Source organism: Vibrio sp. JCM 18905 (genome assembly GCF_055393305.1).
This window is the reverse complement of record NZ_AP043880.1, coordinates 1,510,062-1,533,987: the sequence shown is the minus strand read 5'-3', so window position 1 is coordinate 1,533,987 and position 23,926 is coordinate 1,510,062. Positions and strand designations below refer to the sequence as shown.

Below are 23,926 nucleotides of genomic sequence, written 5' to 3'. Positions count from 1 at the left end.
GGAACAAACAGCGCCGTAGAAAACGGGCTAACAACACCCAAAAGTACTTTGGACAGACAAGGTCACAGAACTAACTTGCAACAAGCCAATCGGCTTCTGGAACAGAAAACCCAAACCGCACAAAAAACCAAAGCTCGATTCTCACAAACCCAAAAGGCTAAAAATTAAAATATGAAAACCAGCCCCAAAACACACGGACATTAGCCCTAAACATTCTGCTTTATCTGCATTTTCCACGTTGGCAACTAACGCCCTGTTAAGGGGTGAGCAACGCAATACCGATGCCGCTGCATACCACCTTAAACACTAAACGCAACGCATAGTAAAAATGCCACGCGTTGCGAATCACTCTTAAACAGTTTGTTATACGCAAACCAGAAGAGACAATACCGTTTAGTCGTGTTCTTGTGCTGTGTATTTATTTAAAAAATCATAGCTCAACGTGGGTAGCGGTTGGGTATAGAACGCCTCTGGTACATAGTCAGTGTCAAAACCAATGCGGTAACCATACCTTGCAAAGGCGACTTTGGCCAGGGTGGTCAGTTGCATGGAAAAATAGCCGTGTTCCGAATCATTCAGACGTGGCTGGCTCCAATATTCATGGTGATTTTGAACTGCAGAGTACATCGCCTTTTGGTAGGTTTTTTCATCAGCGCCACCAAATACTTTCATCATCACATCGATCACTGGTAAATCGAGGTAGGTGACACTATCAGGCTTACCGTGACTCACCGGCTCAGAAGCACTATGGTTGACGTACTCCCGAATCAAATCCATAGGCTCGCCATCACTCAAGCTGAAAACACACCCGAGCAACCTAATGAAGGTATCACCAGATTCGCTCCGCCATTTAACTTGCGGGTGATCCACGATTTTAACGAAGCGTCTTGCGCTATCAAAATCTTCGCACAACAAAGAGCGCCATGTGGATACCTCCAGGTGTGCGCCTTCAATCCCACGGCGATCCCTGTCAGAGTGAAAACCAAATGACACCTCTTTATTTGGTAACGAAATCGTAATCTTTTCGCCATCCTCCAGTAAGGCATATTCAATACTTTTTGAGTCAAAATACTGCCAAGCGACAAGGGCGTGCAATGCACTGTCAATGTCCGCAAGTTTTAAATATAGTGATCTAGTGTAAATCGCAAACCCCAAATCTCCTGGGTTGACATAATTCCACTCTTCACTTTGCGCCAACCTTCGTGTGACCACATCGGTCAAAGCCGCAATATTTCCTGGTTGATCTTTGTATACTTTCCGAGCGCCAGCGTAGTTGATTGGCGGGTATTGTTGTGTTGTCATTTACTACTCAATTTATATTTTATTATATCCAGCACGAGGGGAACTCGGGCGTATAACGCCCTGTTAAGGTGTGAGCAACGCAATACCGATGCTTCCGCATGCCACCTTAATCATCGAACGCAACGCATAGTAAAAATGCCACGCGTTGCGAATCACTCTTAAACAGATTGTTAGGCATATTTTTCCAACGCATTATGTATTGTCTGATAGTTCTCTACTTTAAACTTTCCTGAATACTCCAACCCACACTGATCAGCTATGTATTTTAGAGTTTCATAATGTTTAGGAATTGCTCTGTAGTACCCATCTCTCACCTTTGGCAAGTGAGTATGCTTAAAAGACTCATGTGCAAGAATGCCCGATAAAACAGCAGAAGCTGCATTATTAAGAGCTTGGAAGTAAGTCACACCAGCGCTTTCTACTTCAAGAAACTCACTTAATGTCCGCCTCTCGGCATCAATGAATTTACCCAGTGCTTTTTGGTACTCCTGAAATGCGGCAGTAATATCAGAGTCCAGTTGATTTGAAATTTCTAATGTTTTTGTTTGTTTATCAAAACGCTCTTTTTTGGACATAGTTAACCGAGAAGCGGCAAAGCCCAAAATGAATGTGATGATCGGTACAATTATCTTTAGAGTGGTATCATCCATTGTTTTTTGTCTCTTCATCCACTTTGGCTTTTGCCATAGCTAATAGTGCTTCGATTGTATCTGTTTGAGACTTACGGATAATACGAGGGTCAACGTCAAAAGCCTCCAAAGCAGCTTTACAAGATGCTGCTTCCAATGACTCACCATCAGACATGTAGGCTTCAGTTCGTTTAACCCAATTCTGAATGTCACTTATTTGAGGGTGAGTAACTAGCGAGTACTTGATATAAAGTTGATGTTCGAGGCTATTTGCCCTATCAAATAGTTCCTGAATATTCACTATTTTTCTCCTTATGCCTAACGCCCAATTAAGGGGTGAACAACGCCTCCACCCAAACCTAAAGCATTGTGCCATAAACACTAAATTTGAAATAAAAGCAAAAATGCCGAGCGTTGTGAATCCCTCTTAAATTGCTTGTTATAACTCATTTAGCCGACAAACTCTTCGAAGGGAATATCAGATTCTTTCGCTAAACCTTCATCGAGCATTTCGTTGAACCAAGCTTTTAAAGCTACTTGCATTTCTGGCATTGAAGATTTCCACACAGGTTTGATGTGTTTAACCCAAAGCTCAATCTCTTTTTGTGTATATGTTTGGTGCTTACACAAAATACTAGCAACTCTCAGAATACCCTCAGCGGCCTCTTTGTCGACTACTTGACTAGGAACTGACCAATGTTTATTACCTAAGCAATCTGTGTAAAACCCGACTTGCTTTAGATCGTCTAGTAACGCTGAAAAATCGTTTTTCTCGGAGTAAATACCACCGAAATCACGCAGTTTTGTACAGCCATTTGCAACCAAGTAAGGAAATACGTACATCACATTCTTTTTTGTATGGGTGCGATAGGCTTTCCAAGCGTCTTTGACATCATTGCCGTTTCTTGCAACTGCTAACGCACGCAAGATTGAAATTTTACCTGCCTCTTCAATTGCTAACACAGCTATCGAATAAGCCGTCGGATAGTTTTCAAGTTCAAACAGTTTTTCAGCGTCACTCAATAGTCGGTTAGCGTTTTGTTGAGCAAAATTCATCCCATCAGCAATTTCACTTGCATTAAGTGTATTTTTCCACTGCTTTAAATTTTTACTCACGATCACTCCTATGAGTTATAACGCCGCATTAAGGTGTGAGCGGCGCTTGGCTATACTTGAGCGAAGCGAAACTGCCAAGCGTTGCGAATCACTCTTGAATGCTTTGTTATGTGCGTGCTAAACGGTAGCGCCTTACCGTACCCTCACTCTCATCTGTGTAGTTACCGAGGTATTCACCACCACAGTTTTCGATGACCTTTTGAGATGCGGGATTGTCAATTGAGCAAGTAACAATAACTGAATCAGTGACAACATGGTCTCGCACCCAAGCAAGCAGAAATGAGGCTACACCCTTACCACGAGCTGACGGTCTAGTTTCGTAGCCAATATGACCAATGACATTTTCTACGTTGGCATTAGTACCTTTGCGAACTCGGATTGCACCTAAAATTTCGGAGTTCGATACACAGTAGTAAGTTGTGCTAGGTAAATATCCCTTTGGTAACTCGGAGATTGCCTTTGAACGTTCGACCAAACCTGACAAATAAGCTGTCGGATCTTGCTCCACACCCGAATATTTTGGAATACCCGACTCTAGGCATTCTTTCGCATAACTCGCTAATAATGGGGCCAAATCAAGGTTGGCCTCTATCACTTCCATGTCAATTTTCCTCATAAGCACATAACGCCGCGTTAAGTGGTGAGCAACGCAGACCACAACACTTAAAGTATTGTGCCGTAAACACTTAAACTGAAGCAAACCAAAAGTGCCGAGCGTTGGGAATCCGTCTTAAACGCTTTGTTATGGCGCTTCACTTATAGTGTTGCTGACACCAAGTTTCCCAGTTTGTTTCGCCCAAAAGCTTTCGAGCCTTAATGGTGCGAAATACGTTGATAAGTCCCATACACACACCAAATAGAGATCCTGAGACAAGATATGTTACCCAATTATTTGGCTCTGAATGCCAAAAAAATACCCACATCAACGCTCCCCATAATAGTCCCATAAATAAGCCATGTGTTATGAGTATTTTGGCAGGAGATTGAAAAACTAGAGGCTTTTGGGAAGGGTCTTTATATCTAGACCAAATAAACACTGTTGGCTTAGTTAAATCTGCTGGGACACCCTTCTCAATTAGGTGTTTTTGAATGAATTCTGCCTTTTCCATCTTCGCCTCACTATATTTACGCTAGTTTGAATTCTAAGGCTTTATCAAAATTTATCGAAAATGATGATTGAAGTGCTACGACTGACTTCAAAGCCTGATTGCGCCATAACGCCCTGTTAAGGTGTGAGCAACGCAATACCGATGCTGCCGCATGCCACCTTAATCACTTAAAACAACGCATGGTAAAAATGCCACGCGTTGCGAATCACTCTTAAACAGTTTGTTAAATGTCAGTGACGTACTTTGCTATATGGTCTTGAAGTTGCTTGCTATCTTCAAATTTACGATACATAAGGTTTTCACTCTCACCTTTGCCATCAGTCCAAATTTTTCTACCACTTTCAAGAAGTTCGAATGAGCCTGGTGCGCGTAAATTTTCATATTGAATTTTTGCTCTTAAATCAGGAACAAACACACCATTTGTATTTACAACACTACAATGCGTAGGATCGAAAAGATTTCCGTCATCCCCTCTAACAACAGCATGGTTTTGAGCAACAAATCTATCATTAACAATTTCAAAGATAAGCCAACCAAATACCACTTGACCACTATTGTAGTACACGTATCTATAGCAGTTGTGCCAACAGTTCCCCTCAGGATATTTCGCATCTTGCTTCAGAAATCGCAAACTTTGAGGTTCAAAATGATCTTCATAGCGTTCATTAGCCGCAAGCTCTGAACGACTAACAGCTAGATTTAACTCTTTTACAAAACCTTTGAACGGCTCAGAATTTAATTCTGGCACAATAACTTTTTTCATATTACTTCCTACTTATTGTACATTTAACGCCCTGTTAAGGTGTGAGCAACGCATTACTGATGCCGCCGCATACCGCCTTAAACACTAAAATCAACGCATAGTAAAAATGCCACGCGTTGCGAATCACTCTTAAACAGTTTGTTAGCCGCTCATTCCCAAAGGTTACTGCTTACTCAACAGGAACTTACGCAAATCTCTCTCTGCACGCATAACAAACAGAATAAACACTTTGTCACCGTCTTGTTTATAGAAAACACGACATGGATTAACGACAACTTCACGATAACTTAAATGTTCTAGCTCGGGTGGAATACGACCTGACTCTGGGAAAGCTTGTAGGCGTTCGACTTTGGAGAAGATCGTTTGCACTAACTGCTTTGCAGCTACGATACTTTCAAGTGCGATGTATTCAGCGATATCGTTGAGGTCAGATAACGCTGGCTCAGTCCAGATTATTTCAGCCATTTTGACATTTTGTCCTTGGCTTCATCATGACTTACCACTTTACCGTCAGCTAGTGCACGCTCACCTCGTGCAATCCCCTCAAGAATAGCTAAACGATTTTGCATAAACTCGTAGTCATCAACATCAACGAGATACGCGGATGGCTTACCATGCTCAGTAATTAACACTGGTTCTTTGGTGTCGTGTAGATCGGCGAGGATCTTAGTTGCTTGACGTTTGAGTGATGTAACTAGTTCTACTTTCATGAGAGCTGCTCCAAAGGAATACTAAAGTGATACTATTCTATCACCTTGAGTATAGCAAGCTCCATGACGGCTAACGCCCTGCTAAGGGGTGAGCAACGCAATACCAAAGCCGCCGCATAACACCTTAATCACTAAAACCAACGCATGATAAAAATGCCACGCGTTGCGAATCCCTCTTGAGCAGTTTGTTAGTCGCGAGGCACCGAGCGACAATTTTAAGCCGAACTAAACTTTGCGAACAACAAACTTTATGTGCTTTGATGCATTTAAGTCAGGCGTAGTCTCGAAGCGGCTACTCAATGAAACCACTTGGAACTTACCACACCAGAGAAAACGTCATTTCAGCGAATAAATCAGCTTTTGAACCACCAAACTCACCGAGCAAAGTTGCAACCAAAAACAAATTCTCGATTGCCCTGCTATGTCACCACCAAAGAACAAAACAACCGCGAGGACACTTGCAAAACTTTGGACTTTAAACAGCTGAAACTGAGTTTTGACCATCGACGATGAATCTGTATACCAAACAAACAGCTGCCAAATTTTGAGCTCAGAAACATGATTTTGATTGCTAGCTTTATCTGGCGACTAACGCCTTGTTAAGGTGTGAGGCACGCAATACTGAAGCTTCCGCATACCACCTTAATCGCTAAATTTGACGCATAATAAAAATGCCACGCGTGCCGAATCACTCTTGAACAATTTGTTAGCTAATTATTAATTCAGTCGTCGATTGCTTTAACTGTATTAACTTTCTTCCTAAACATGTAAGCAGCATGGATACAACCTAGGATGAAGAAAACTAAAATTATAGTACCGCCCACACTATCTTTTATTCCATACCAGTTATCATTAATGTAAGTTAACAAATACCAAATAACTCCCCCATATAAAGTCCCAAAGAGCCACTTAAGGCCACCTGCTCCATACTTGATATGTCCATGGCAACCTCTACATATTTTCGCTCCTCGCTCAAACTCGAAACCACACAATCCACATTTAATTAAATTCATTTTTCCTCCTTGATTAGCTAACGCCGCATTAAGGGGTGAACAACGCCACCACCAAACCTAAACCATTGTGCCGTAAACACTTAAGCCAATTCAAACCAAAACTGCCAAGCGTTGTGAATCCCTCTTGAATGCTTTGTTAGTTGTTGCTTTCAATTTTCACCAAGTCACCTTCCACAACTACGCACTCAAGCCTTTTCTTTAATACAAATATTTGACCTGACTCTTGGTATTCCGTTTTACGTTCAATTCGCGCATTTACTAAAAGATCGCCGTCAATGCCTTGCGCCTGACCATTTCGGATTGCATCGTCCATTGCACGCTGCAACAAGTTATCTTTAGGTCCTGAAATGTACGCCAACGTATAGAGGTTTACTTCATAACATGATTTACCTTTTGTATATGACGATGTGTTGTTGCTTTTTTGATACTCTAGATTTCGAACGTTAAACGATGAAGCCGCTGTAAACTGCCCTAAACGCTCGTCTGTGTCTGGCGGCATCTGCGCACAGCCACCGAGCGTAATTAAACCCAATATAGCCAAACTAACATTTTTAATTCTCATTATTTTTCCTTGATATTTGAATAGACAACTAACGCCCTGTTAAGGGGTGAGCAACGCAATACCGAAGTCGCCGCATACCGCCTTAAACACTAAAACCAACGCATAGTAAAAATGCCACGCGTTGCGAATCCCTCTTGAACATTTTGTTATGTGAATTACTTCCGACGAGCAAATGAAACTGGAACATTGAATTTAACACGAGATGTATAAGTATCTTTAGACTGAGTCCCACCACCTACACCGATACCCATAACCGAAATTTTGCCCTCTCCATTAGAGGTATCTTCAGTCATGATAGCAACATCGAACTCTACGTTTTGCATAATTGACGCATTGCTTCCGTACACGCCTGTTTCTCGGTGCATTCGGCTAGGTGCATCATTGATTACAGCTCCATATTCTTCACACTCAACTTGCGCCTCTGAAACGCCTTTTGAGATCATACTTAGTGTTTTTGATACAAATTTATCTAGTTCCATTTATTTCTCCATTTGGCGCATTCACATAACGCCTTGTTAAGGTGTGAGGCACGCAATACCCAAGCTTCCGCATACCACCTTAACCACTAAAACCAACGCATAGTAAAAATGCCACGCGTGCCGAATCACTCTTAAACAATTTGTTATAAGGTTACTCACAGCGAATGATTACTGTACCTAACCCATAATCCACTTCACCAAGTCGCTTATTTAAATGAATGCTTTTTGGCAATACAAATCGGCTTTCAATTAAATCAAAGTCTATTGGCTTTTTTAAAATACAAAGATAACCAGTAGGATTAGAGCTCCACGTATAGTCAGTAAAGACTTCATTCCCGCTTTCCAAGAGCAACTCAAGAATTGGATTAAGAATTCTGTAATTGGGACCAATGACCTTATCTGTAAGCTCTACCATCAAATACCTTATAACGCCCAATTAAGGTGTGAGCCACGCTACCACTGCACTCAAATTGGACACCGTAAACACCAAACTTAACCCAAACCAAAAATGCCAAGCGTGGGGAATCACTCTTAAATTGTTTGTTAAGTGTTTTGTACCCATGTTCTTGATTTAGTTACTTCCCATTCGGTCTTTAGAATGTTCTGCAGTTCAGTCAATATTTCATCAATCGACTCATCTGTAACTTGTGAAGGATTATTGTATAACGCTAATCGCATTTGATTTAGCAATATCAAGAGATTCTCAGTCTGGGAGTCGCTTGGTTTAAACAATAATACTATTTTCGAATACAGTTGATAAAACTCTGCTCGGGATTCTATATATTTTGACTCATACTTATCGCACGCATCTAAATGATTCTGATTGCCTGATGGTGTACCAGACATCTGCACGGAATGTTCAAACTCACGTTGCTTTAACGTGTAATACACTTTGCATTGATGGAGTACTTTAGATAGTTCAGAACTGGTGCCTCTAACTTCTTGAATCCACTGATGACGGAACTCTGATATTTTGTTTTGATGTTCAGCGTCTTTAGCTTCATTTGCCAATATGGTTTGCTTCTCTAAAGTAGCTTGAGATAGCCTATTTTGAGATTCAACAGATTTTCTATTGCTGCGGTATGTCACTGTCGCAGCACAAACTACAACGCAAATGGTTACCAAAAATGGAATATTAGAAAACACAATATCCATAAAGTCTTTTGACGACTGTACTAACTCAATTGGTATAGTACTTTCGGCTTTAATCAGTACATCAGAATCTATTTTTGCCACTATATTCTCCTAAACACTTAACGCCTTGTTAAGGTGTGAGGCACGCAATACCGAAGGTTCCGCATAACACCTTAACCACTAAAACCAACGCATAGTAAAAATGCCACGCGTGCCGAATCACTCTTGAACAATTTGTTATACGAATTTCTTCAGTACCAACACTTGCTGTTCAAATAACTCACAATCTGACTTTGAGTATGACTTAGCGACATTAACCCATTGAACGCCCGTTTCATCTATGTGGCGAAACTCGACTTGAAGTGCATATTTAGAACAACGAAAAAGAGCAAAAACCAAACCTACAACCGTCAGACTAAGAACTAAAACTAGTAGCCATTGTGGCACCTCTTCCAACCTTGGAATAACTAACCAAACTGCCCCTGAAAAAACACACACCCAGAATAAAACTTGACCTAAATTATCAAGAAAACTTAACTTTTTAACCCTAACATTGTTTATCTTAGACAAAGGATATGAGTCTTTCTTAAACCTGAACTCTTTTGAATCCAAGTTAAAATCAGTACTTTTGTACATAATTTCCCTCTATTCGTATAACGCCCTGTTAAGGTGTGAGCAACGCAATACCGATGCCGCTGCATACCACCTTAAACACTAAACTCAACGCATGGTAAAAATGCCACGCGTTGCGAATCACTCTTAAACAGTTTGTTAAATTACTTATACGGAAATTCATCTGCTTCATATAGAGTTAAATCACTACCATCTTCGATACTGACTTCGGTGAATTCAATAATAGCCTTCTTGGTTTTATCGTAAGAAAACGCAATAGAAGTGTTATAAGTTTCATCAAAAGTCATTTCTGTAGTGAAAGTAGGAATATAAACATACTCTTTATCTATACCATCCCAAATCGCATGCTCATAATCTTCTCCTGATATATCTGCCAAGATATTGAACGATACTTGAAGAGAAACATATGCATTGTGCTCATCGACTTCTATGACGTGAATATCATCGATATTGATTCGATTTAATCCAACTCCTGTAACTTCAGCATAATTTCTACCTTCAAAAACAAAACCTGAGTTCATGAACTCTTCTGAAACAACCTCCTCTATCCAAGATAGGTCTTTGTCAATACACTCGTGAACTACAGAAGTTAATAGCTGTTCTGCTTGGTTGTATATTTCGAGAAACTCAGAGATAGTTTTAAGGCTATGGCACTGTTCTGATGTCTCGCAGTAACCGATCAAGTCACCATCACCGCTGATGACATAAACCTGCTGCTCATTGGCATCAAGCCAAGCTTGTAGGCTCAATAACGATATTGCATCAGGGAACTCATCTTTTTTCTTCCCTTCACTAAATGGGAACTTAGCGCCAAAGTACCTTGAAACTAGCTCTTTTACACTGCATTGGTCTGCATCCAGTACCGTTACGTTACTTTGAAACAAAAACGAGTTCCAACCGGCGTGGACTTGATCCTGTATTGACTTTTCATTGAAATCTTTCAGAGCTTCAATAAGTTCATTTGGTACACCGCTTTCAATAAATGCGAGATCCTTAGTAAATCGATTTTTCGAACTAATGACCTGGTCACTTTTATCATTCAGCTTACTTTCAACTTCACCTTTAACTATCTCGGAGATATAGATATTAATTAAGGAGTACTCTCCTAGCTTCGATAGTTTTTTCAGCACACCCGAATCAAAGCGAAAGCCCTGCTGCATAAATGACTGAGTGTCTATGAATACGTTTCTAGTTTGCATAATAGCCTTACTTATTCGTAGGAGTCTGAAAGTAATTTAACGCCTTGCTAAGGTGTGAGCAACGCAATACAAAAGCCGCCGCATACCACCTTAAACACATAAGCCGACGCATAGTAAAAATGCCACGCGTTGCGAATCACTCTTAAGCAACTTGTTATACCGCTTGGTTGAGGCTAAAATGACCAACATAAAGACCACTTAAGAGACCGATTATATGACCACTAGAATTTTAGCTGATGTCGCTGCAAGCATTACTGAGTTGAAAGCTAACCCTATGAAAGTTGCAACTAGTGCTTACGGCGAACCTGTTGCTGTATTAAACCGAAATGAACCGGCATTTTATTGCGTACCTGCCGAAGCGTACGAAATGATGATGGACAGACTCGAAGATCTTGAACTACTCGCTGTCGCTAAAGAGCGTGAATCTGAAGAGAGCATCTCGGTAAATATTGATGACCTATAAACTCGACTTTAAAAAGAGCGCCCTCAAAGAGTGGAAAAAGCTTGGTTCTACTCTGCAACAACAATTTAAGAAAAAGCTAATCGAGCGCTTAGATAACCCACATGTTCCGGCTTCAAAACTATCTGGAGCTGACAACATGTATAAAATTAAGTTGCGTCAATCGGGCTACCGTCTCGTCTACAAAGTTGAAGACGATGTCATCATTGTAACCGTCCTAGCAGTTGGAAAGCGCGAACGTAGCGATGTTTACCGTAAAGCCATGAAAAGGTTAGATGACTGATTGCGGTATAACGCCGCATTAAGGGGTGAACAACGCCACCACCGAACTTAACCTATTGTGCCGTAAACACTTAAGCCAATTCAAACCAAAACTGCCAAGCGTTGTGAATCCCTCTTGAATGCTTTGTTAGTTGCCAGACCTAAAGCTTTGACTTGAAGTTTATTACCACTTTGCCAACGCCCATTTTTCGTGTTCAAAAGAACCTAAATCAGGCGCAGTTTCAAAGCGCCTGTCACTGAAACCACTTGGAACAAACAGCGCCGTAGAATACAGCCTAACAACACCAAAACGCTCATTTGAAAAGAAAATATCACAGAGCTGACTCTCAACAAGCGAATCGGCTTCTGAAACAGAAAGTCCGACCACAAAAAACCAAAGCCTGATTTGCTCAAACCTAAAAGACTAAATTTGGAATACAAAACCGAGCCAAAAATGCACGAACATTAGCCCTAAACATTCTACTTTAGCTGCGTTTTCCTCGTTGGCAACTAACGCCCAATTAAGGTGTGAGGCACGCAATACAAATGCTTCCGCATGCCACCTTAACCACTAAAACCAACGCATACTAAAAATGCCACGCGTGCCGAATCACTCTTAAATTGTTTGTTAGCAATATGACCCAACGTCATGCGCTGAACTCTTTTAACGCTGACACTGCTGCTTCTGCTTCACTTGTTTGAACAAAGATATGATCGTGATAATAAGCTGCAATCACATTTGCGCTAATATCCTTTGAAGCCAACTTGTTAGCCACTGCTGCCGTAAGACCAACAGCTTCCAAACTAGAATGAACTGTTAACGTAATTTGGCTATACGAACCTTCAAACGATAAACCAGCCTTCTCTGCAACTGCTTTTTCGATAACTAAGGTTAAACCTTCGGATTCGATGAACGTAGCGACTGGGTTTGACTCAATGTAATCTCTGAGCGAGCCTGAAACCGTACAAAAAACGAACTCAGCGTCAACCAACTTTGGACTCATGGAGCTCAGGAGTTCATCTAAATCTGTAATTCCCGACATGTGTGATATTTCCTTATATTGCTAACGCCCGCTTAAGTGGTGAGCAACGCAATACGGTGTTTCCGCATACCACCTTAATCACTAAAATCAACGCATAGTAAAAATGCCACGCGTTGCGAATCCGTCTTGAAGCGTTTGTTAGCCGTTCATTCCCAAAGGTTATTGCTTACTCAACAGGAACTTACGCAAATCTCTTTCAGCTCGCATAACAAACAGAATAAAGACCTTGTCACCGTCTTGTTTATAGAAAACACGGCACGGATTAACGACAACTTCACGATAACTTAAATGTTCTAGTTCGGGCGGAATACGACCTGATTCTGGGAAAGTTTCTAGGCGTTCAACTTTAGAGAAGATCGTTTGTACCAACTGCTTTGCAGCTACGATATTTTCAAGTGCTATGTATTCAGCGATATCGTTGAGGTCAGATAGCGCTGGCTCAGTCCAGATTATTTCAGCCATTTTGACATTTTTTCCTTGGCTTCATCATGACTTACCACTTTACCGTCAGCTAGTGCACGCTCGCCTCGTGCAATGCCCTCCAGAATAACCAAACGATTTTGCATAAACTCGTAATCATCAACATCAACTAGATACGCTGATGGCTTACCATGCTCAGTAATTAATACTGGTTCTTTAGTGTCGTGGAGATCAGCGAGGATCTTGGTTGCTTGACGTTTAAGTGATGTAACTAGTTCTACTTTCATGAAAGCTGCTCCAAAGGAATACTAAAGTGATACTATTCTATCACTTTAAGTATAGCAAGCTCCATGACGGCTAACGCCCAATTAAGGTGTGAGGCACGCAATACCGATGTTGTCGCATACCACCTTAACCACTAAAGCCAATGCATACGAAAAATGCCGCGCGTGCCGAATCACTCTTAAATTGTTTGTTAGGTGCGTAGCTTAATCTTGCACTAATCTGACCCATTTTGCCCGCCATGCCTGTGCTTCCATTGGGTCTGGCCAGAACTCTTTTTGCTTACTTATTAAGCCATTTTCAACGGTATGAAAGTTATAGCTCGTGCTTTTTGGACACTATCTGTAATTGATACATCAGTGACAACTGTTTCACCATCGCAAACTACAGAGTGAATTGTAAACTCCCAAACACCATTCGCTGGGTAATAGGAATTGATAGCCGTAAAGTTATCTCGGCCAATAATAAGTTCACCAGACTGCGGCCAGAAACCCTCAAAGTCTGGGCTAAGCCACTCGCTTGCTTTGGCAAAGTCATTTGTTTTCATCGCATCCCAAAAAGCTAGGACGACTTCCTTTGAGTTCATGATTTTCTCCAAGCACCTAACGCCCAATTAAGGTGTGAAGCACGCAGCCACGACACTCAATTGGAACACTGTAAACACGAAACCCGACCCAAACCAAAATTGCCGAGCGTGCTGAATCACTCTTAAATTGTTTGTTATGTTTTACCACAAGTTACTGACTTACTTGAGAAAGAACTGATGATTCAGACTGTTTTTCTGAACTAAACCACAAGGCAGATACACGCTTGGCCACCAAAGGCGACCAACCAACAACAAGTATGAACACTTCCCTGCCCAATGAGGCAACACGACAAACATTCAACAAGTACCCTAGTCTCTTCTCACAACAGCGCCAAACAATGGTTAGTTGCCGAGACAACTGCCAAGGTAGGATGCTGCGTGGGAAAGAACCTCAAAGCGACTTTAAACCAGAGTAACTGAAACCTAGCCAGCTCGACCTGACAATGAAGCAACCCACGAATCTTGGCATGTTTTACGGGCTGAGAGATTCAAGAACTTAGGCCGACAATACTAATTTGCTGAGCCTACTAGGGACAAAGAACTAGAGACTAAGACTTTTAATCCATTGAAATACAAGTAAACATAACGCCCTGTTAAGGTGTGAGCAACGCAATACCGAAGTTCCCGCAGACCACCATAAACACAAAACGCAACGCATAGCAAAAATGCCAAGCGTTGCGAATCACTCTTAAACAGATTGTTATATTTGTAATTACAAAACTTAGTCAGGTCGCTGAGTATTGCTTACTACAATTGATGGTAAGCGTTCATCAAAGCTTTACGTGCAACATCTCTGTTATTACAAGCTTTGTCCAAGTCTGTTTGTTGTTGGTTTGTTAACTGACCTTGAGTGCCTGCATTGTCGATAATCTGATGGACACTATGCCAAGCATTGTAAGCTGCAAAGAAATCAACCAGAAGCTTATACATAGAGCCATCTACTTGAGCTATTTCGTTATAGAGTTCATGTGGCGACTTCCACTCTGCATCTTGAATTTTTAGTTTAGTTGCAACTCGGTTCAAAACTGATTCATAGAAACTATTCAGAATATTGGTGTCGATAGCTAAAGCCATGAAGTTCTCCTTATTAATTTGATTATTAAATAAACATTAATGAATTTGATAAGTGTTGTGAAAATATAACGCCCTGTTAAGGGGTGAGCAACGCAATACCGAAGTCACCGCACACCACCTTAATCACTTAAACCAACGCATAGTAAAAATGCCACGCGTTGCGAATCCCTCTTGAACAGTTTGTTAGGCGCGTAGCCACGTTTTATAACTGAATCTCAACTTTGTTCCGTACATATGTAGGGATAGACAACTGCTCATCTATATCTTTGAACTTTGGCTGTTGAGGCATCAATTCTATTATCGCGTTCAGTTCTTCAAAACTGATACCGACAACTCGGCAAGCAGTCATCAAACCATTTATAAAGTGCTTTTTATCCTGCTTTTGCTGTTGCTCACTTGCAGGAATAGACGAGTACAATTCGCACTCTTTAGTTAATAAGGCTAGAAGTTCTTTTTTTGAGGTTTCCATATACAAACTCAGTTACTAGATAGTTTGGACACATTATCAATGATTTAAGACATAACTTCCAAGAGCTTGATCTGACGTTGTAAACCAAGCGCCTAACGCCCTGTTAAGGGGTGAGCAACGCAATACCAAAGCCGCCGCATACCACCTTAAACACTAAAACCAACGCATAGTGAAAATGCCACGCGTTGCGAATCCCTCTTGAACAGTTTGTTAGGCATCTTGGATCCAACTACCAAATCACTCAATAATTGACACGTATCAACAACATTGCATATAAAAACTCGTTTTACGCTCACCAAGCTAACATTAACAAGGACGCGTAATAATGTTTCAAAGGAGGATATATGACAACTACAACTAAAGTCGATTTCACCACTAAAGAACTTATAGCAAGCCTTGCTTTGCTACGTGACAAATATCAAGAATCTAATGATGTTGTACGCTCAGAACTTACTGACAGTTGGCTACAACTGGTTATGACACTACCAGTTCCAGTAATAATTACTGATGAGTTCGTGGAAAACCTTATTGCACAATATGAAGCTGAACATAAGACTAGGGCAGCTGGTGCATTAATAATGGCAGGCGTAATACTTGCGAACGCACTTCTCAAATATTATGCAGCAGCAAAATAATTACTAAATTCAGGAGAGGTGCCATGTACGCCTCTCTTTAGCGGTACACTATAATTAGGTGCCTAACGCGCAGTTAAGGTGTGAGAGACGCACATGCACCCTAACCTAAAATAAACTCTGATAAATCCGTGCCTATTTGGGCACTAAAACCCCAATGCGTTTCGAATCGCCTTGAACGTCTTGTTATTCCGCAACTAAAGTCGGCTATGTTTACGCCTAATCTTTTGATATGACGAGAAATTTTCGGTATGCAGGCAAAAGTCGAAGCCGAAGTATTTGGCAGCTCACTACCTTAAATCGCTTTAGCGTCACTCTTTAATTGCTGCGCCATATTAAGGTGCGCTTAAAGCGCTTTAAGGCTAGCATGGAAATGACCAATATTCGCCCTTTTCGCCGCTTTTCCACCCTATTACCCCGCCACTTTCACTCTTAGGCTACAATCACGTACATTCAGCCTGAGAGATCCGTTGCGGAAATAACGCCGCGTTAAGTGGTGAACAACGCCAACCACCAAACCTAAACCATTGTGCCTTAAACACTTAAGCTAACTTGAACTGAAATCGCCACGCGTTGTGAATCCGCCTTAAACGCCTTGTTAGGCGAAGTTTCCCACCAATGTTTAAGTGGTTTTGAAAGCAAATTACCCGAAACCAAATAAGCAACCAAACACCCACTGACTTTTTGTGATTCAAGAACCAGAAAAGCCACTATGTTTCAGCCGAAATTTCGACAACCACGAAATGCTGACCTTCAACAACAATGCAGGTTTTGAACCCGAAAATGCCAAAGCGACAAACTAGCAGCGAAATCGAAAGCCTCAATTGACTTGCCCTTGTCACATTTTGAGCAAGTCAAACTCACCACTATCCAACACTGAAAACCAATGAGGCAACCCACGAATTTTGGCATGTTTTACGGTTGGAGAGATTCAAGAAGTTGAGCCGACAATTCTAAATTGCCGACTTAGAAAAACGAATGCTCAAAGAAAACTAAGAAGATGAGAACAAAGAACTTTCCTGCCCATCGCCTAACGCCGCATTAAGGTGTGAGCAACGCTTGGCTATACTTTGAGCGAAGCGAAAACGCCAAGCGTTGCGAATCACTCTTAAATGCTTTGTTATTTTGCTGTTACCCACTGGCTTTCAAGCCCAATAGTGTGGCTGTCAAAATCAATTGAAGCATGAACACCCAGAGGTGTAACCAGCATTGGATGCGTATGACAACTATCGAAACCGTAAAGTATAGGAACGTTTTTACCATTTAACACTTCAAGCAAAACGTCAAGCGGCGTGCGCCCCGTCCCTTTGTCATTAAACAGTTCATGCTTGCCTAATACAATTGCACCAACCTTTTCAAACACACCGCAAGCCATTAAATGGGCAAAAGAGCGTTCGACTGTTTCTATACCTTTGAGAGAGTCTTCAAGCAGAAGGATATCGCCTGGCTCTATCTTAGGCATATATTGGCTACCCCATATGCCTGCCATGGTATTCAGATTGCCCCCAATTATACGACCACTAACTTGGCCATTACCTAAAAATTGCCATTCATTTACGTAACTAGTTTTTGGAGAGTCTTGAGTTTCCCAGTCGTGCTTAACATCTGTCCACGACGAAGGCATTGTGTACTGGTATGAGTCAGACTCCGAGCATAAGATTTCCAGAAAGGACTTAAGTGTTTCTTCAACTAAGGGAGGAAACTCACCAAATGATGCAACCAGTGCAGGACCATAAAAAGTAATAAGCCCTGTTTGAGCATAGATACCCAGTAGCAAAGCTGTTACATCAGAGTAACCAATGATAATCTTGGGATCGTTTCTGAGTGCTTCATAGTCGATGTAGGGCAATAGAGAATTACTATTGCTACCACCAATTGTAGACATGATACACCGTACATTAGGATCACGGATTAATCGGTTAAACTCTTCTGCACGTTCTAGAATTGAGCCTGAGCGATATGAGTCAGAACAGCCAGTAAGATGACCCTCCACTAGCTCAAAGCCTTGAGACTCCAGACAAGATTTTGCTCGCCTGAAGCGATTTGGCGCAAAAGCCGTTGCTGGTGATGAGGGTGAGAAAAAGCCAATTTTATCACCAACTTTTAAAGCTTGTGGGAATATCACTTACCCTTATCCTCCATAATTAAAATAAGCAAAATAACGCCCAATTAAGGGGTGAACGACGCCTCCACCCAAACCTAAAGCATTGCGCCATAAACACTTAATTTGAAGTAGAAGCAAAAGTGCCAAGCGTTGTGAATCCCTCTTAAATTGCTTGTTATAAGCGTGGTTTGAGCATGTGTACGAACTGTTCGTCCTGTCCTACAACTTCAAAGCCTAACCTCTTGTAAAGTTGCCCAACTCGGTTTCCTTGTAAGTAGCAAAGCTTGATTGGTAACGACTTTTGTTCAGCAAGTTTGATGACAGATTTCAATACTTTGCTACCAATTCCTTTACCTTGATATTCTGGTAACAGGAAAAAACGGCCAAAATACAGATGTTCAGAATGAGGCTGTACTAAATAACTACCAACTGCGACTCCGTCAACTTCAATTATGGTGGGCTTTTCTTCGTCCCATTCATTCTGATGGATTTCTCTTTGAACACTTTCGTCCCAACCAAATACAGCTTTGATTGGTTCAAATTCTGCTGATTTCTTAAGTTCGAATAGGAACTCATAGTCACTATTTTCAGCTTTACGGGTTTCGTACACCTAACTCTCCAAACCTACAACTACGGATAGCTTATAACGCCCTGTTAAGGTGTGAGCAACGCAATACCGATGCTCCCGCATGCCACCTTAAACACTAGACGCAACGCATAGCAAAAATGCCACGCGTTGCGAATCACTCTTAAACAGTTTGTTATGTGTTTGCGTGCTGAAGTTGAAAATGCAACTGAGACATTAGTGATTGATATACTTTCATAGTAAATACTTGCAAATTTTCCATACAAAACTCACCACCAATAATTGGATGCAGATTCCAACCTAAGCATTCGTCTTGTTTTGGTTGTAGCCCGTGTTCGAGCGCCAAGTCGTACCAACTAGTTAAAAAGACATTATCACACCAATCTTGTGATTTATTCATTTTATTGTACTCATGAAAGTCCGAAGCAATTGTTTCATAGGTACCATCTAAAACCGATAACAATGAAATTGAGCCATCCACTTCACCAAATAGCCAGTCACCCATGATGGTTAGATACAAAGGTTTCCCTGTAGGATTAAGCAACCATTTCCACTGAGGTAACAAGGTATCTATTTCTACGTCCGAGACTTCCCAAATAAACTGCATTTTTATCTTTCTCACTCTGTTTAAAAACCCATTGACACATAACGCCCTGTTAAGGGGTGAGCAACGCAATACAAAAGCAGCCACAAACCACCTTAATCACTAAAATCAACGCATAGTGAAAATGCCACGCGTTGCGAATCCCTCTTGAACAGTTTGTTATGCGATAACTGTTGAGTGCGCAGAGATAACCTGCCAGTTACCCTTTTGCTTTGTCCAAACACGAGAAAATGCAAACTCACCGTTTGCTACAGCCCCATTATAACTGCCTTTGATTTCCGCGTTTACGTAAACCAAAACGACATTCTTCTGAGGTACTACGTGAAGATCATGGAATTGAATTGACTTAATAGCTAGTAAGCCAGAGCCATGCAGTGCTATATCGTCTTGTTTGGAAGTTCGATGACCAAGGTGATTAACAAACACCAAGTCATCAGACAATAAGTCTTGCAAGGCAATCATATCTGAATTGAGCATTGAAATTTTTAACTTCTCCTCTGCTTCAATTATTTCTTTAACTACATTGCTTTCCATACTATCAACTTCCTCATATCGCATAACGCCGCATTAAGGTGTGAGCAACGCTACCACCTAACCCAAGCCATTGCACCGTAAACACATAACCTAACCTTGAACTGAAGGTGTCAAGCGTTGAGAATCACTCTTAAATGCTTTGTTATGCATTTAGTCGTTCTTCAGGTGAAAAGCTATCGTTCACAAACTTTAAGAATTCACAGCTTATAATTTTCGCTTGTTCCCAACCTAAATCACTAGAATCAACGACATAAAAGCCAGATATAACACCACCTTCAATTCTGGCCACGCAAATATTTCCATTACCATCTAAGCAAATTGGCATTGCACCAGGCATATCGTGCTTTACCCAATAAATATCTTCGCCGTATATCTCCGACAAAGAAAAGAACTGTAACTCTTTGAACCCAAAATAGACTATAGGGCCATCGCTAACAATCCACCAATTCAACATACTTTCAGGAAGAGTTATTTGAAATATAGTTTCTAACTTGTGTATTTCTTCCTGATTTGCGCCTACAGGTCTATCTAAAAATTCCATGAAGCCCTCTGTTGCATAACGCCCAATTAAGGGGTGAGCAACGCTACCACCCAACCTAAAGCATTGTACCGTAAACACTAAAATTGAAGTAGAAGCAAAAGTGCCAAGCGTTGGGAATCCCTCTTAAATTGTTTGTTAGGCGAATTGCTCAAGTTTTTCGGATTCTGGCACTTGTTTGTTCAAGGTAGCCAACTTCGACAATGCAATTTGATATTGCCCGTTGCTGGGTAGAGGTTTGCCTGAAAACATCTCCCAAATACGTGAGCCACTGCCGTTATAGAATTCTTCAAATGTCCCGTCTGGGAGGATCTTAATTACTATTGCATGCTCTGGACAACTTCTAAAAGCGACACGAGTAGATTGAGTTGCCTTGATTTCAACCTTAGCTCCTGATGGACTGAGTGCGTCAAAACCTTTATTAGAAGCAGTCAATAGTTCAAGCCTATAAGCGTCAGCTACCAGACATTCTCCCAGACTACCAACCATGTGACCGTCAGGAGTAAAGTGTCTACCAGGAAACATATTTTCTAGTTCTGATACAGTCTGGTACAAGCCTTTAACTAGGCTTTGAAATTTCTCGTGATCCAATTTAATACCTCTTTTCGCCTAACGCCCAATTAAGGTGTGAAGCACGCTACCACGACACTCAACTGGAACACCGTAAACACGAAACCCGACCCAAACCAAAATTGCCGAGCGTGCTGAATCACTCTTAAATTGTTTGTTATGTTTTACCACAAGTTACTGACTTACTTGAGAAAGAACTGATGATTAAGACCATTTTCCTGAACCAAACCACAAGGTAAGAACCAGCTCGGCTACCAAAGGCGACCAACCCAAAACAAGTATGAACACTTCCCTGCCCAATGAGGCAACCCGACAAAGCACCAACAAACACCCTAGTCTCTTCTCACAACAGCGCCAAACAATGGTTAGTTGCCGAGACTACTGCCAAAGTAGGATGTTACTTGGGAAAGAGCCTCAAAGCAGCTTTAAGCCAGAGAAACTAGAAGCTAGCCTGCTCGACCTGACAATGAAGCAACCCGCGAACATTGGCATGCTTTACGGGCTGAGAAATTCAAGAACTTAGACCGAAAATGTGGATTTGCTGAGTCTACTAGGGACGAATCGCCAGAGGGACAAAGAACTAAAGCCTAAGACCTTTAAGCCATTGAAATACAAGTAAACATAACGCTTTCTATACGGCAATTTGCCTCCTTTCTAGCAGGCTACCGCCTTCTTTCTGATCAAAAGCGCTATGAATCGTAGCACCTATATGCATGAAACAAATAGAAAAACAGTATGAATATGTGTGGTCGCGCGCGCAATTAGACGGCGCAATACACGCTAATTACAAAAGAGGTGATAGATTAAGGGAGCTGTATAAATAAACAGGTCATTTTTTATCATGAAAAGTCAGTTTTTACTTAGTGTAAAAGAGCACATGCTTACTCGTCATTATGCGAATAAAACCATCGAAAGTTATCTATTTTGGATAAAACGCTTTATCACTTTCCACCAGCTTGCCCACCCTTCGACACTAGCAGAAGATGATGTCGTTCAGTTCCTGAGTTACTTAGCGGTAAAAGAAAAAGTTGCGGTAAAAACGCAAGCTTTGGCACTAAACTCAATATCATTTTTATATCGTGATTATTTCAAAACTCCACTATCACTTGATATGAGATTTCAGAAATCCCTGACCGAAAAGAAACTTCCCGTTGTATTAACTAGGGAGGAGATCCGACGATTCGTTCAACATATCGACCCGAGGTATAAACTCCATATTCAGTTGCTTTATGGCTCAGGGCTTCGAGTCATGGAGTGTTTGCGCTTAAGAGTTCAGGACATCGATTATGATTATGGCGCAGTTCGTGTTTGGCAAGGAAAAGGAGGTAAAAATCGTACCGTAACGTTAGCAAAAGAGCTACATGAGCCGCTTAAAGCTCAGGTTAATTTAGCAAGAGATTACTATTTTAAAGATAGACACATGCCTGGTTATGCGGGTGTATACATCTCTGAAGGTTTACGACGTAAATACCCAAAAGCGGAGCTAGATTTTAACTGGCACTTTTTATTCCCATCAACAAAGTTAAGTACAGATCGGGACACCGGAGAGCTCAGAAGGCATCATATCAATGAAAGTGCAATACAAAGAGCGGTAAAGCGCGCTGCAACGGATGCGTGTATCGAGAAAACAGTAACATGCCATACACTCAGGCACAGCTTTGCCACACATTTATTGGAGTCTGGTGCTGACATTAGAACAGTACAAGAGCAGCTTGGTCACACCGATGTAAAAACCACGCAAATCTATACTTCAGTTCACCATGTCAACCACAAAAGTGTACCGCAATTGGTGGAATTATAATAAACAATTTAAAATCAAAAAGTTAAAGCATAACGCATCACATCTAATTACTCACCTTCAATTCTTGAATGATCACAGCAACCCCTAAATCTTCAAAATTGCATGCTTAATTTGCCCCATGATTGCCCCAAATCTGCCCCATTTATTGCAACAAGAAAGAGTCAGATCGGGTGTGGTGGAGCGACAGAAGCTCAAATGATCTTCGCGACACATTTTTAGACATAAACTGGATTAGAGTAACCTGTAAGATTTAATAGAATCGTAGCTTTGGATCAAAAGAATTAAGCTCTAACTAATTTAAATAAGTCCAGACAAGGAGTACCATTTCGATACTCCCCATCCATCAACTTATTATCCGTGCCAGCTTTCACAGCCAGGTTTAGACTTATCGATAATTAAGTCACCTTCGACCTCATAAGCGATAAACCCAAACAGGAACGAGAAAACCTTTGAATCAGCTGTAACATCAGTCAAGCCAACAGCGCACTTATCGTGCTCGATAGCATTATCAGCAGCTTCTTTCACACTAGGAACCCCTAGAGGAAATATAACTACTGGCTTTGAGTCTTCACCACTTACGCGAGGCCCTTTAACAAAATTACCACCATTCAGATCGACGTTCTTTGTCGAAGCTAATGTAAAATCGGCAACACGCTGCGCACAGCCCGTAGATAGCAAAGAACCTGCAATTGCAATAGACAATAGTACCTTTTTCATATTAAACCTTATTGTTATTAATTATGAGCGCGCATTATTGCATATGGTTCTAATATTGTATGTAATAACTTGATTTGATTGCATAATCCTTGAGCGATTAGCATGGCTCGACATCCTACAACAAAGCGGTTCCCCAAAGAGGACTACAGTTCTGAGTGATCGGGATTATTTATAAGCGGTGAGTGGTGTTGGGGATAAGTGATTGGAGAGGAAATAAAAAAAGGGCCACTGCGCAATGCAGTGGCCCTTCTTTGTTCGTATTGTTGCTACCTAATGGCTTTGGGTCCATGGACACATAGCGGCCCATACAAGGCTATAGGTAGGGTCGGTGTTCATAGTAAAACTTGCGTGATTCGCTGAGTTCCCATTCAAACGCCTTGCGGCAATGGTCCTCCTGCTTGTTAAGCTTTAAGAACAGCCAATCAATAAACTTAATGGGCGAGCGCTTGCCTTGCTGCGCACGAATGTAGCTCCATCCGCTAATCGTAAGATCAGGCCGACCAGTCAGCAAGTGCAGCACAAACATGTTCAGCGCCAACAGAAAGCGCATGAACAGCGACCAAATTCGCTTCATATCATTTCCTTTTATAGATATA

The 23,926-nt window shown here is 41.3% G+C and carries 34 protein-coding genes and 1 pseudogene; 4 read left to right on the top strand and 31 right to left on the bottom strand.

Annotation, left to right across the window (positions count from 1 at the left end; translation table 11 throughout):
* Positions 1 to 393: 393 nt before the first annotated feature.
* From ACZ5ZC_RS23865 to ACZ5ZC_RS23790, 16 genes are all read right to left on the bottom strand, one after another.
* Positions 394 to 1,302: an Imm49 family immunity protein gene (locus tag ACZ5ZC_RS23865; RefSeq protein WP_054868418.1), complete on the bottom strand. Its 909-nt coding sequence runs from the start codon at positions 1,300 to 1,302 to the stop codon at positions 394 to 396.
* Between the two features lie 170 nt (positions 1,303 to 1,472).
* Positions 1,473 to 1,952: a hypothetical protein gene (locus ACZ5ZC_RS23860; protein WP_025793327.1), complete on the bottom strand. Its 480-nt coding sequence runs from the start codon at positions 1,950 to 1,952 to the stop codon at positions 1,473 to 1,475.
* On the bottom strand, positions 1,945 to 2,232 hold the full coding sequence (locus ACZ5ZC_RS23855) for a hypothetical protein (RefSeq protein WP_129830247.1): 288 nt from the start codon (positions 2,230 to 2,232) through the stop codon (positions 1,945 to 1,947). Before ACZ5ZC_RS23855 ends, ACZ5ZC_RS23860 begins: the two co-directional genes overlap by 8 nt.
* Before the next feature lie 149 nt (positions 2,233 to 2,381).
* Complete coding sequence (locus ACZ5ZC_RS23850; RefSeq protein ID WP_054868419.1) at positions 2,382 to 3,047, bottom strand: AbiV family abortive infection protein; 666 nt, start codon at positions 3,045 to 3,047, stop codon at positions 2,382 to 2,384.
* Positions 3,048 to 3,153: 106 nt separating this feature from the next.
* The gene (locus ACZ5ZC_RS23845; protein WP_054868420.1) at positions 3,154 to 3,648 is read right to left on the bottom strand and encodes a GNAT family N-acetyltransferase; all 495 of its coding nucleotides are present in this window, start codon (positions 3,646 to 3,648) and stop codon (positions 3,154 to 3,156) included.
* Between the two features lie 151 nt (positions 3,649 to 3,799).
* Complete coding sequence (locus ACZ5ZC_RS23840) at positions 3,800 to 4,156, bottom strand: DUF6404 family protein (RefSeq protein WP_409584914.1); 357 nt, start codon at positions 4,154 to 4,156, stop codon at positions 3,800 to 3,802.
* Positions 4,157 to 4,379: 223 nt separating this feature from the next.
* Positions 4,380 to 4,919: a hypothetical protein gene (locus ACZ5ZC_RS23835; protein WP_054868421.1), complete on the bottom strand. Its 540-nt coding sequence runs from the start codon at positions 4,917 to 4,919 to the stop codon at positions 4,380 to 4,382.
* 162 nt (positions 4,920 to 5,081) lie between these two features.
* Positions 5,082 to 5,384, bottom strand: a complete 303-nt coding sequence (locus ACZ5ZC_RS23830; protein WP_054868422.1) for a type II toxin-antitoxin system RelE/ParE family toxin — start codon at positions 5,382 to 5,384, stop codon at positions 5,082 to 5,084.
* The gene (locus ACZ5ZC_RS23825; protein WP_005448240.1) at positions 5,372 to 5,629 is read right to left on the bottom strand and encodes a type II toxin-antitoxin system Phd/YefM family antitoxin; all 258 of its coding nucleotides are present in this window, start codon (positions 5,627 to 5,629) and stop codon (positions 5,372 to 5,374) included. Before ACZ5ZC_RS23825 ends, ACZ5ZC_RS23830 begins: the two co-directional genes overlap by 13 nt.
* Positions 5,630 to 6,351: 722 nt before the next feature.
* Positions 6,352 to 6,642, bottom strand: coding sequence for a hypothetical protein (locus tag ACZ5ZC_RS23820; RefSeq protein WP_137282137.1), 291 nt, complete (start codon positions 6,640 to 6,642; stop codon positions 6,352 to 6,354).
* Between the two features lie 136 nt (positions 6,643 to 6,778).
* Positions 6,779 to 7,204 carry a hypothetical protein gene (locus ACZ5ZC_RS23815; protein ID WP_054868424.1) on the bottom strand — a complete coding sequence of 142 codons (426 nt, stop codon included), beginning with the start codon at positions 7,202 to 7,204 and terminating at the stop codon, positions 6,779 to 6,781.
* A 155-nt stretch (positions 7,205 to 7,359) separates the two neighbouring features.
* Positions 7,360 to 7,683, bottom strand: coding sequence for a hypothetical protein (locus ACZ5ZC_RS23810; RefSeq protein ID WP_029852231.1), 324 nt, complete (start codon positions 7,681 to 7,683; stop codon positions 7,360 to 7,362).
* Between the two features lie 151 nt (positions 7,684 to 7,834).
* Entirely contained in the window at positions 7,835 to 8,098 is a 264-nt protein-coding gene (locus tag ACZ5ZC_RS23805; protein ID WP_054868425.1) for a hypothetical protein, read from the bottom strand.
* Positions 8,099 to 8,226: 128 nt separating this feature from the next.
* The gene (locus ACZ5ZC_RS23800; RefSeq protein WP_054868426.1) at positions 8,227 to 8,919 is read right to left on the bottom strand and encodes a hypothetical protein; all 693 of its coding nucleotides are present in this window, start codon (positions 8,917 to 8,919) and stop codon (positions 8,227 to 8,229) included.
* Between the two features lie 135 nt (positions 8,920 to 9,054).
* Positions 9,055 to 9,453 carry a hypothetical protein gene (locus tag ACZ5ZC_RS23795; protein WP_464932373.1) on the bottom strand — a complete coding sequence of 133 codons (399 nt, stop codon included), beginning with the start codon at positions 9,451 to 9,453 and terminating at the stop codon, positions 9,055 to 9,057.
* 140 nt (positions 9,454 to 9,593) lie between these two features.
* Positions 9,594 to 10,649: a PIN domain-containing protein gene (locus tag ACZ5ZC_RS23790; protein ID WP_464932372.1), complete on the bottom strand. Its 1,056-nt coding sequence runs from the start codon at positions 10,647 to 10,649 to the stop codon at positions 9,594 to 9,596.
* A 214-nt stretch (positions 10,650 to 10,863) separates the two neighbouring features.
* Between ACZ5ZC_RS23790 and ACZ5ZC_RS23785 the strand changes: the two genes are divergently transcribed.
* On the top strand, positions 10,864 to 11,112 hold the full coding sequence (locus ACZ5ZC_RS23785; protein ID WP_054868479.1) for a type II toxin-antitoxin system Phd/YefM family antitoxin: 249 nt from the start codon (positions 10,864 to 10,866) through the stop codon (positions 11,110 to 11,112).
* Complete coding sequence (locus tag ACZ5ZC_RS23780; RefSeq protein WP_005377002.1) at positions 11,102 to 11,392, top strand: type II toxin-antitoxin system RelE family toxin; 291 nt, start codon at positions 11,102 to 11,104, stop codon at positions 11,390 to 11,392. The genes ACZ5ZC_RS23785 and ACZ5ZC_RS23780 overlap by 11 nt, the downstream gene beginning before the upstream one ends.
* Before the next feature lie 162 nt (positions 11,393 to 11,554).
* Here the strand turns inward: ACZ5ZC_RS23780 and ACZ5ZC_RS23775 are convergent, their stop codons facing one another.
* From ACZ5ZC_RS23775 to ACZ5ZC_RS23745, 7 genes and pseudogenes are all read right to left on the bottom strand, one after another.
* Positions 11,555 to 11,758 carry a hypothetical protein gene (locus ACZ5ZC_RS23775; protein ID WP_054868480.1) on the bottom strand — a complete coding sequence of 68 codons (204 nt, stop codon included), beginning with the start codon at positions 11,756 to 11,758 and terminating at the stop codon, positions 11,555 to 11,557.
* A gap of 259 nt (positions 11,759 to 12,017) precedes the next feature.
* Positions 12,018 to 12,413, bottom strand: coding sequence for an ACT domain-containing protein (locus ACZ5ZC_RS23770; RefSeq protein WP_054868481.1), 396 nt, complete (start codon positions 12,411 to 12,413; stop codon positions 12,018 to 12,020).
* Between the two features lie 159 nt (positions 12,414 to 12,572).
* A complete protein-coding gene (locus tag ACZ5ZC_RS23765; protein ID WP_054868482.1) occupies positions 12,573 to 12,875 on the bottom strand; it encodes a type II toxin-antitoxin system RelE/ParE family toxin in 303 nt (100 codons plus the stop codon).
* On the bottom strand, positions 12,863 to 13,120 hold the full coding sequence (locus tag ACZ5ZC_RS23760; RefSeq protein ID WP_054868483.1) for a type II toxin-antitoxin system Phd/YefM family antitoxin: 258 nt from the start codon (positions 13,118 to 13,120) through the stop codon (positions 12,863 to 12,865). Before ACZ5ZC_RS23760 ends, ACZ5ZC_RS23765 begins: the two co-directional genes overlap by 13 nt.
* A 201-nt stretch (positions 13,121 to 13,321) precedes the next feature.
* Positions 13,322 to 13,701: pseudogene (locus ACZ5ZC_RS23755) on the bottom strand (nuclear transport factor 2 family protein).
* Positions 13,702 to 14,448: 747 nt separating this feature from the next.
* Entirely contained in the window at positions 14,449 to 14,775 is a 327-nt protein-coding gene (locus tag ACZ5ZC_RS23750; RefSeq protein WP_054868484.1) for a hypothetical protein, read from the bottom strand.
* Between the two features lie 202 nt (positions 14,776 to 14,977).
* Positions 14,978 to 15,244, bottom strand: a complete 267-nt coding sequence (locus tag ACZ5ZC_RS23745; RefSeq protein WP_017188766.1) for a hypothetical protein — start codon at positions 15,242 to 15,244, stop codon at positions 14,978 to 14,980.
* 344 nt (positions 15,245 to 15,588) lie between these two features.
* On the opposite strand from ACZ5ZC_RS23745, the gene ACZ5ZC_RS23740 reads away from it, so the two are divergent.
* Positions 15,589 to 15,879, top strand: a complete 291-nt coding sequence (locus ACZ5ZC_RS23740; protein ID WP_054868499.1) for a hypothetical protein — start codon at positions 15,589 to 15,591, stop codon at positions 15,877 to 15,879.
* 1,117 nt (positions 15,880 to 16,996) lie between these two features.
* On the opposite strand, the gene ACZ5ZC_RS23735 is transcribed toward ACZ5ZC_RS23740, so the two are convergent.
* The 6 genes from ACZ5ZC_RS23735 to ACZ5ZC_RS23710 form a co-directional block, all read right to left on the bottom strand.
* Positions 16,997 to 18,001 (bottom strand): S66 family peptidase, encoded by a 1,005-nt coding sequence (locus ACZ5ZC_RS23735; RefSeq protein WP_065971083.1) that lies wholly within the window; start codon positions 17,999 to 18,001, stop codon positions 16,997 to 16,999.
* A gap of 154 nt (positions 18,002 to 18,155) precedes the next feature.
* Positions 18,156 to 18,590 carry a GNAT family N-acetyltransferase gene (locus ACZ5ZC_RS23730; protein ID WP_054867990.1) on the bottom strand — a complete coding sequence of 145 codons (435 nt, stop codon included), beginning with the start codon at positions 18,588 to 18,590 and terminating at the stop codon, positions 18,156 to 18,158.
* 151 nt (positions 18,591 to 18,741) lie between these two features.
* Complete coding sequence (locus tag ACZ5ZC_RS23725) at positions 18,742 to 19,173, bottom strand: T6SS immunity protein Tdi1 domain-containing protein (RefSeq protein ID WP_005386969.1); 432 nt, start codon at positions 19,171 to 19,173, stop codon at positions 18,742 to 18,744.
* A gap of 156 nt (positions 19,174 to 19,329) precedes the next feature.
* Entirely contained in the window at positions 19,330 to 19,704 is a 375-nt protein-coding gene (locus ACZ5ZC_RS23720) for a nuclear transport factor 2 family protein (RefSeq protein WP_054867989.1), read from the bottom strand.
* A 142-nt stretch (positions 19,705 to 19,846) separates the two neighbouring features.
* Complete coding sequence (locus ACZ5ZC_RS23715; protein WP_054867988.1) at positions 19,847 to 20,245, bottom strand: SMI1/KNR4 family protein; 399 nt, start codon at positions 20,243 to 20,245, stop codon at positions 19,847 to 19,849.
* Between the two features lie 135 nt (positions 20,246 to 20,380).
* The gene (locus ACZ5ZC_RS23710; RefSeq protein ID WP_464932371.1) at positions 20,381 to 20,833 is read right to left on the bottom strand and encodes a DUF6998 domain-containing protein; all 453 of its coding nucleotides are present in this window, start codon (positions 20,831 to 20,833) and stop codon (positions 20,381 to 20,383) included.
* 820 nt (positions 20,834 to 21,653) lie between these two features.
* On the opposite strand from ACZ5ZC_RS23710, the gene ACZ5ZC_RS23705 reads away from it, so the two are divergent.
* A complete protein-coding gene (locus ACZ5ZC_RS23705; protein WP_464932370.1) occupies positions 21,654 to 22,613 on the top strand; it encodes an integron integrase in 960 nt (319 codons plus the stop codon).
* A 351-nt stretch (positions 22,614 to 22,964) separates the two neighbouring features.
* On the opposite strand, the gene ACZ5ZC_RS23700 is transcribed toward ACZ5ZC_RS23705, so the two are convergent.
* Positions 22,965 to 23,330 carry a hypothetical protein gene (locus tag ACZ5ZC_RS23700; RefSeq protein WP_054867986.1) on the bottom strand — a complete coding sequence of 122 codons (366 nt, stop codon included), beginning with the start codon at positions 23,328 to 23,330 and terminating at the stop codon, positions 22,965 to 22,967.
* Positions 23,331 to 23,643: 313 nt separating this feature from the next.
* Positions 23,644 to 23,904, bottom strand: coding sequence for a hypothetical protein (locus tag ACZ5ZC_RS23695; protein WP_054867985.1), 261 nt, complete (start codon positions 23,902 to 23,904; stop codon positions 23,644 to 23,646).
* Between the last annotated feature and the right edge of the window lie 22 nt (positions 23,905 to 23,926).

Coding starts and splice junctions, on each gene's coding strand:
- ACZ5ZC_RS23865 (WP_054868418.1), bottom strand. CDS start 1,302: ATGACAACACAACAATACCCGCCAATCAACTACGCTGGCGCTCGGAAA.
- ACZ5ZC_RS23860 (WP_025793327.1), bottom strand. CDS start 1,952: ATGGATGATACCACTCTAAAGATAATTGTACCGATCATCACATTCATT.
- ACZ5ZC_RS23845 (WP_054868420.1), bottom strand. CDS start 3,648: ATGGAAGTGATAGAGGCCAACCTTGATTTGGCCCCATTATTAGCGAGT.
- ACZ5ZC_RS23840 (WP_409584914.1), bottom strand. CDS start 4,156: ATGGAAAAGGCAGAATTCATTCAAAAACACCTAATTGAGAAGGGTGTC.
- ACZ5ZC_RS23835 (WP_054868421.1), bottom strand. CDS start 4,919: ATGAAAAAAGTTATTGTGCCAGAATTAAATTCTGAGCCGTTCAAAGGT.
- ACZ5ZC_RS23830 (WP_054868422.1), bottom strand. CDS start 5,384: ATGGCTGAAATAATCTGGACTGAGCCAGCGTTATCTGACCTCAACGAT.
- ACZ5ZC_RS23825 (WP_005448240.1), bottom strand. CDS start 5,629: ATGAAAGTAGAACTAGTTACATCACTCAAACGTCAAGCAACTAAGATC.
- ACZ5ZC_RS23820 (WP_137282137.1), bottom strand. CDS start 6,642: ATGAATTTAATTAAATGTGGATTGTGTGGTTTCGAGTTTGAGCGAGGA.
- ACZ5ZC_RS23815 (WP_054868424.1), bottom strand. CDS start 7,204: ATGAGAATTAAAAATGTTAGTTTGGCTATATTGGGTTTAATTACGCTC.
- ACZ5ZC_RS23810 (WP_029852231.1), bottom strand. CDS start 7,683: ATGGAACTAGATAAATTTGTATCAAAAACACTAAGTATGATCTCAAAA.
- ACZ5ZC_RS23805 (WP_054868425.1), bottom strand. CDS start 8,098: ATGGTAGAGCTTACAGATAAGGTCATTGGTCCCAATTACAGAATTCTT.
- ACZ5ZC_RS23795 (WP_464932373.1), bottom strand. CDS start 9,453: ATGTACAAAAGTACTGATTTTAACTTGGATTCAAAAGAGTTCAGGTTT.
- ACZ5ZC_RS23790 (WP_464932372.1), bottom strand. CDS start 10,649: ATGCAAACTAGAAACGTATTCATAGACACTCAGTCATTTATGCAGCAG.
- ACZ5ZC_RS23785 (WP_054868479.1), top strand. CDS start 10,864: ATGACCACTAGAATTTTAGCTGATGTCGCTGCAAGCATTACTGAGTTG.
- ACZ5ZC_RS23780 (WP_005377002.1), top strand. CDS start 11,102: ATGACCTATAAACTCGACTTTAAAAAGAGCGCCCTCAAAGAGTGGAAA.
- ACZ5ZC_RS23770 (WP_054868481.1), bottom strand. CDS start 12,413: ATGTCGGGAATTACAGATTTAGATGAACTCCTGAGCTCCATGAGTCCA.
- ACZ5ZC_RS23765 (WP_054868482.1), bottom strand. CDS start 12,875: ATGGCTGAAATAATCTGGACTGAGCCAGCGCTATCTGACCTCAACGAT.
- ACZ5ZC_RS23760 (WP_054868483.1), bottom strand. CDS start 13,120: ATGAAAGTAGAACTAGTTACATCACTTAAACGTCAAGCAACCAAGATC.
- ACZ5ZC_RS23750 (WP_054868484.1), bottom strand. CDS start 14,775: ATGGCTTTAGCTATCGACACCAATATTCTGAATAGTTTCTATGAATCA.
- ACZ5ZC_RS23745 (WP_017188766.1), bottom strand. CDS start 15,244: ATGGAAACCTCAAAAAAAGAACTTCTAGCCTTATTAACTAAAGAGTGC.
- ACZ5ZC_RS23740 (WP_054868499.1), top strand. CDS start 15,589: ATGACAACTACAACTAAAGTCGATTTCACCACTAAAGAACTTATAGCA.
- ACZ5ZC_RS23725 (WP_005386969.1), bottom strand. CDS start 19,173: ATGCAGTTTATTTGGGAAGTCTCGGACGTAGAAATAGATACCTTGTTA.
- ACZ5ZC_RS23720 (WP_054867989.1), bottom strand. CDS start 19,704: ATGGAAAGCAATGTAGTTAAAGAAATAATTGAAGCAGAGGAGAAGTTA.
- ACZ5ZC_RS23715 (WP_054867988.1), bottom strand. CDS start 20,245: ATGGAATTTTTAGATAGACCTGTAGGCGCAAATCAGGAAGAAATACAC.
- ACZ5ZC_RS23705 (WP_464932370.1), top strand. CDS start 21,654: ATGAAAAGTCAGTTTTTACTTAGTGTAAAAGAGCACATGCTTACTCGT.
- ACZ5ZC_RS23700 (WP_054867986.1), bottom strand. CDS start 23,330: ATGAAAAAGGTACTATTGTCTATTGCAATTGCAGGTTCTTTGCTATCT.
- ACZ5ZC_RS23695 (WP_054867985.1), bottom strand. CDS start 23,904: ATGAAGCGAATTTGGTCGCTGTTCATGCGCTTTCTGTTGGCGCTGAAC.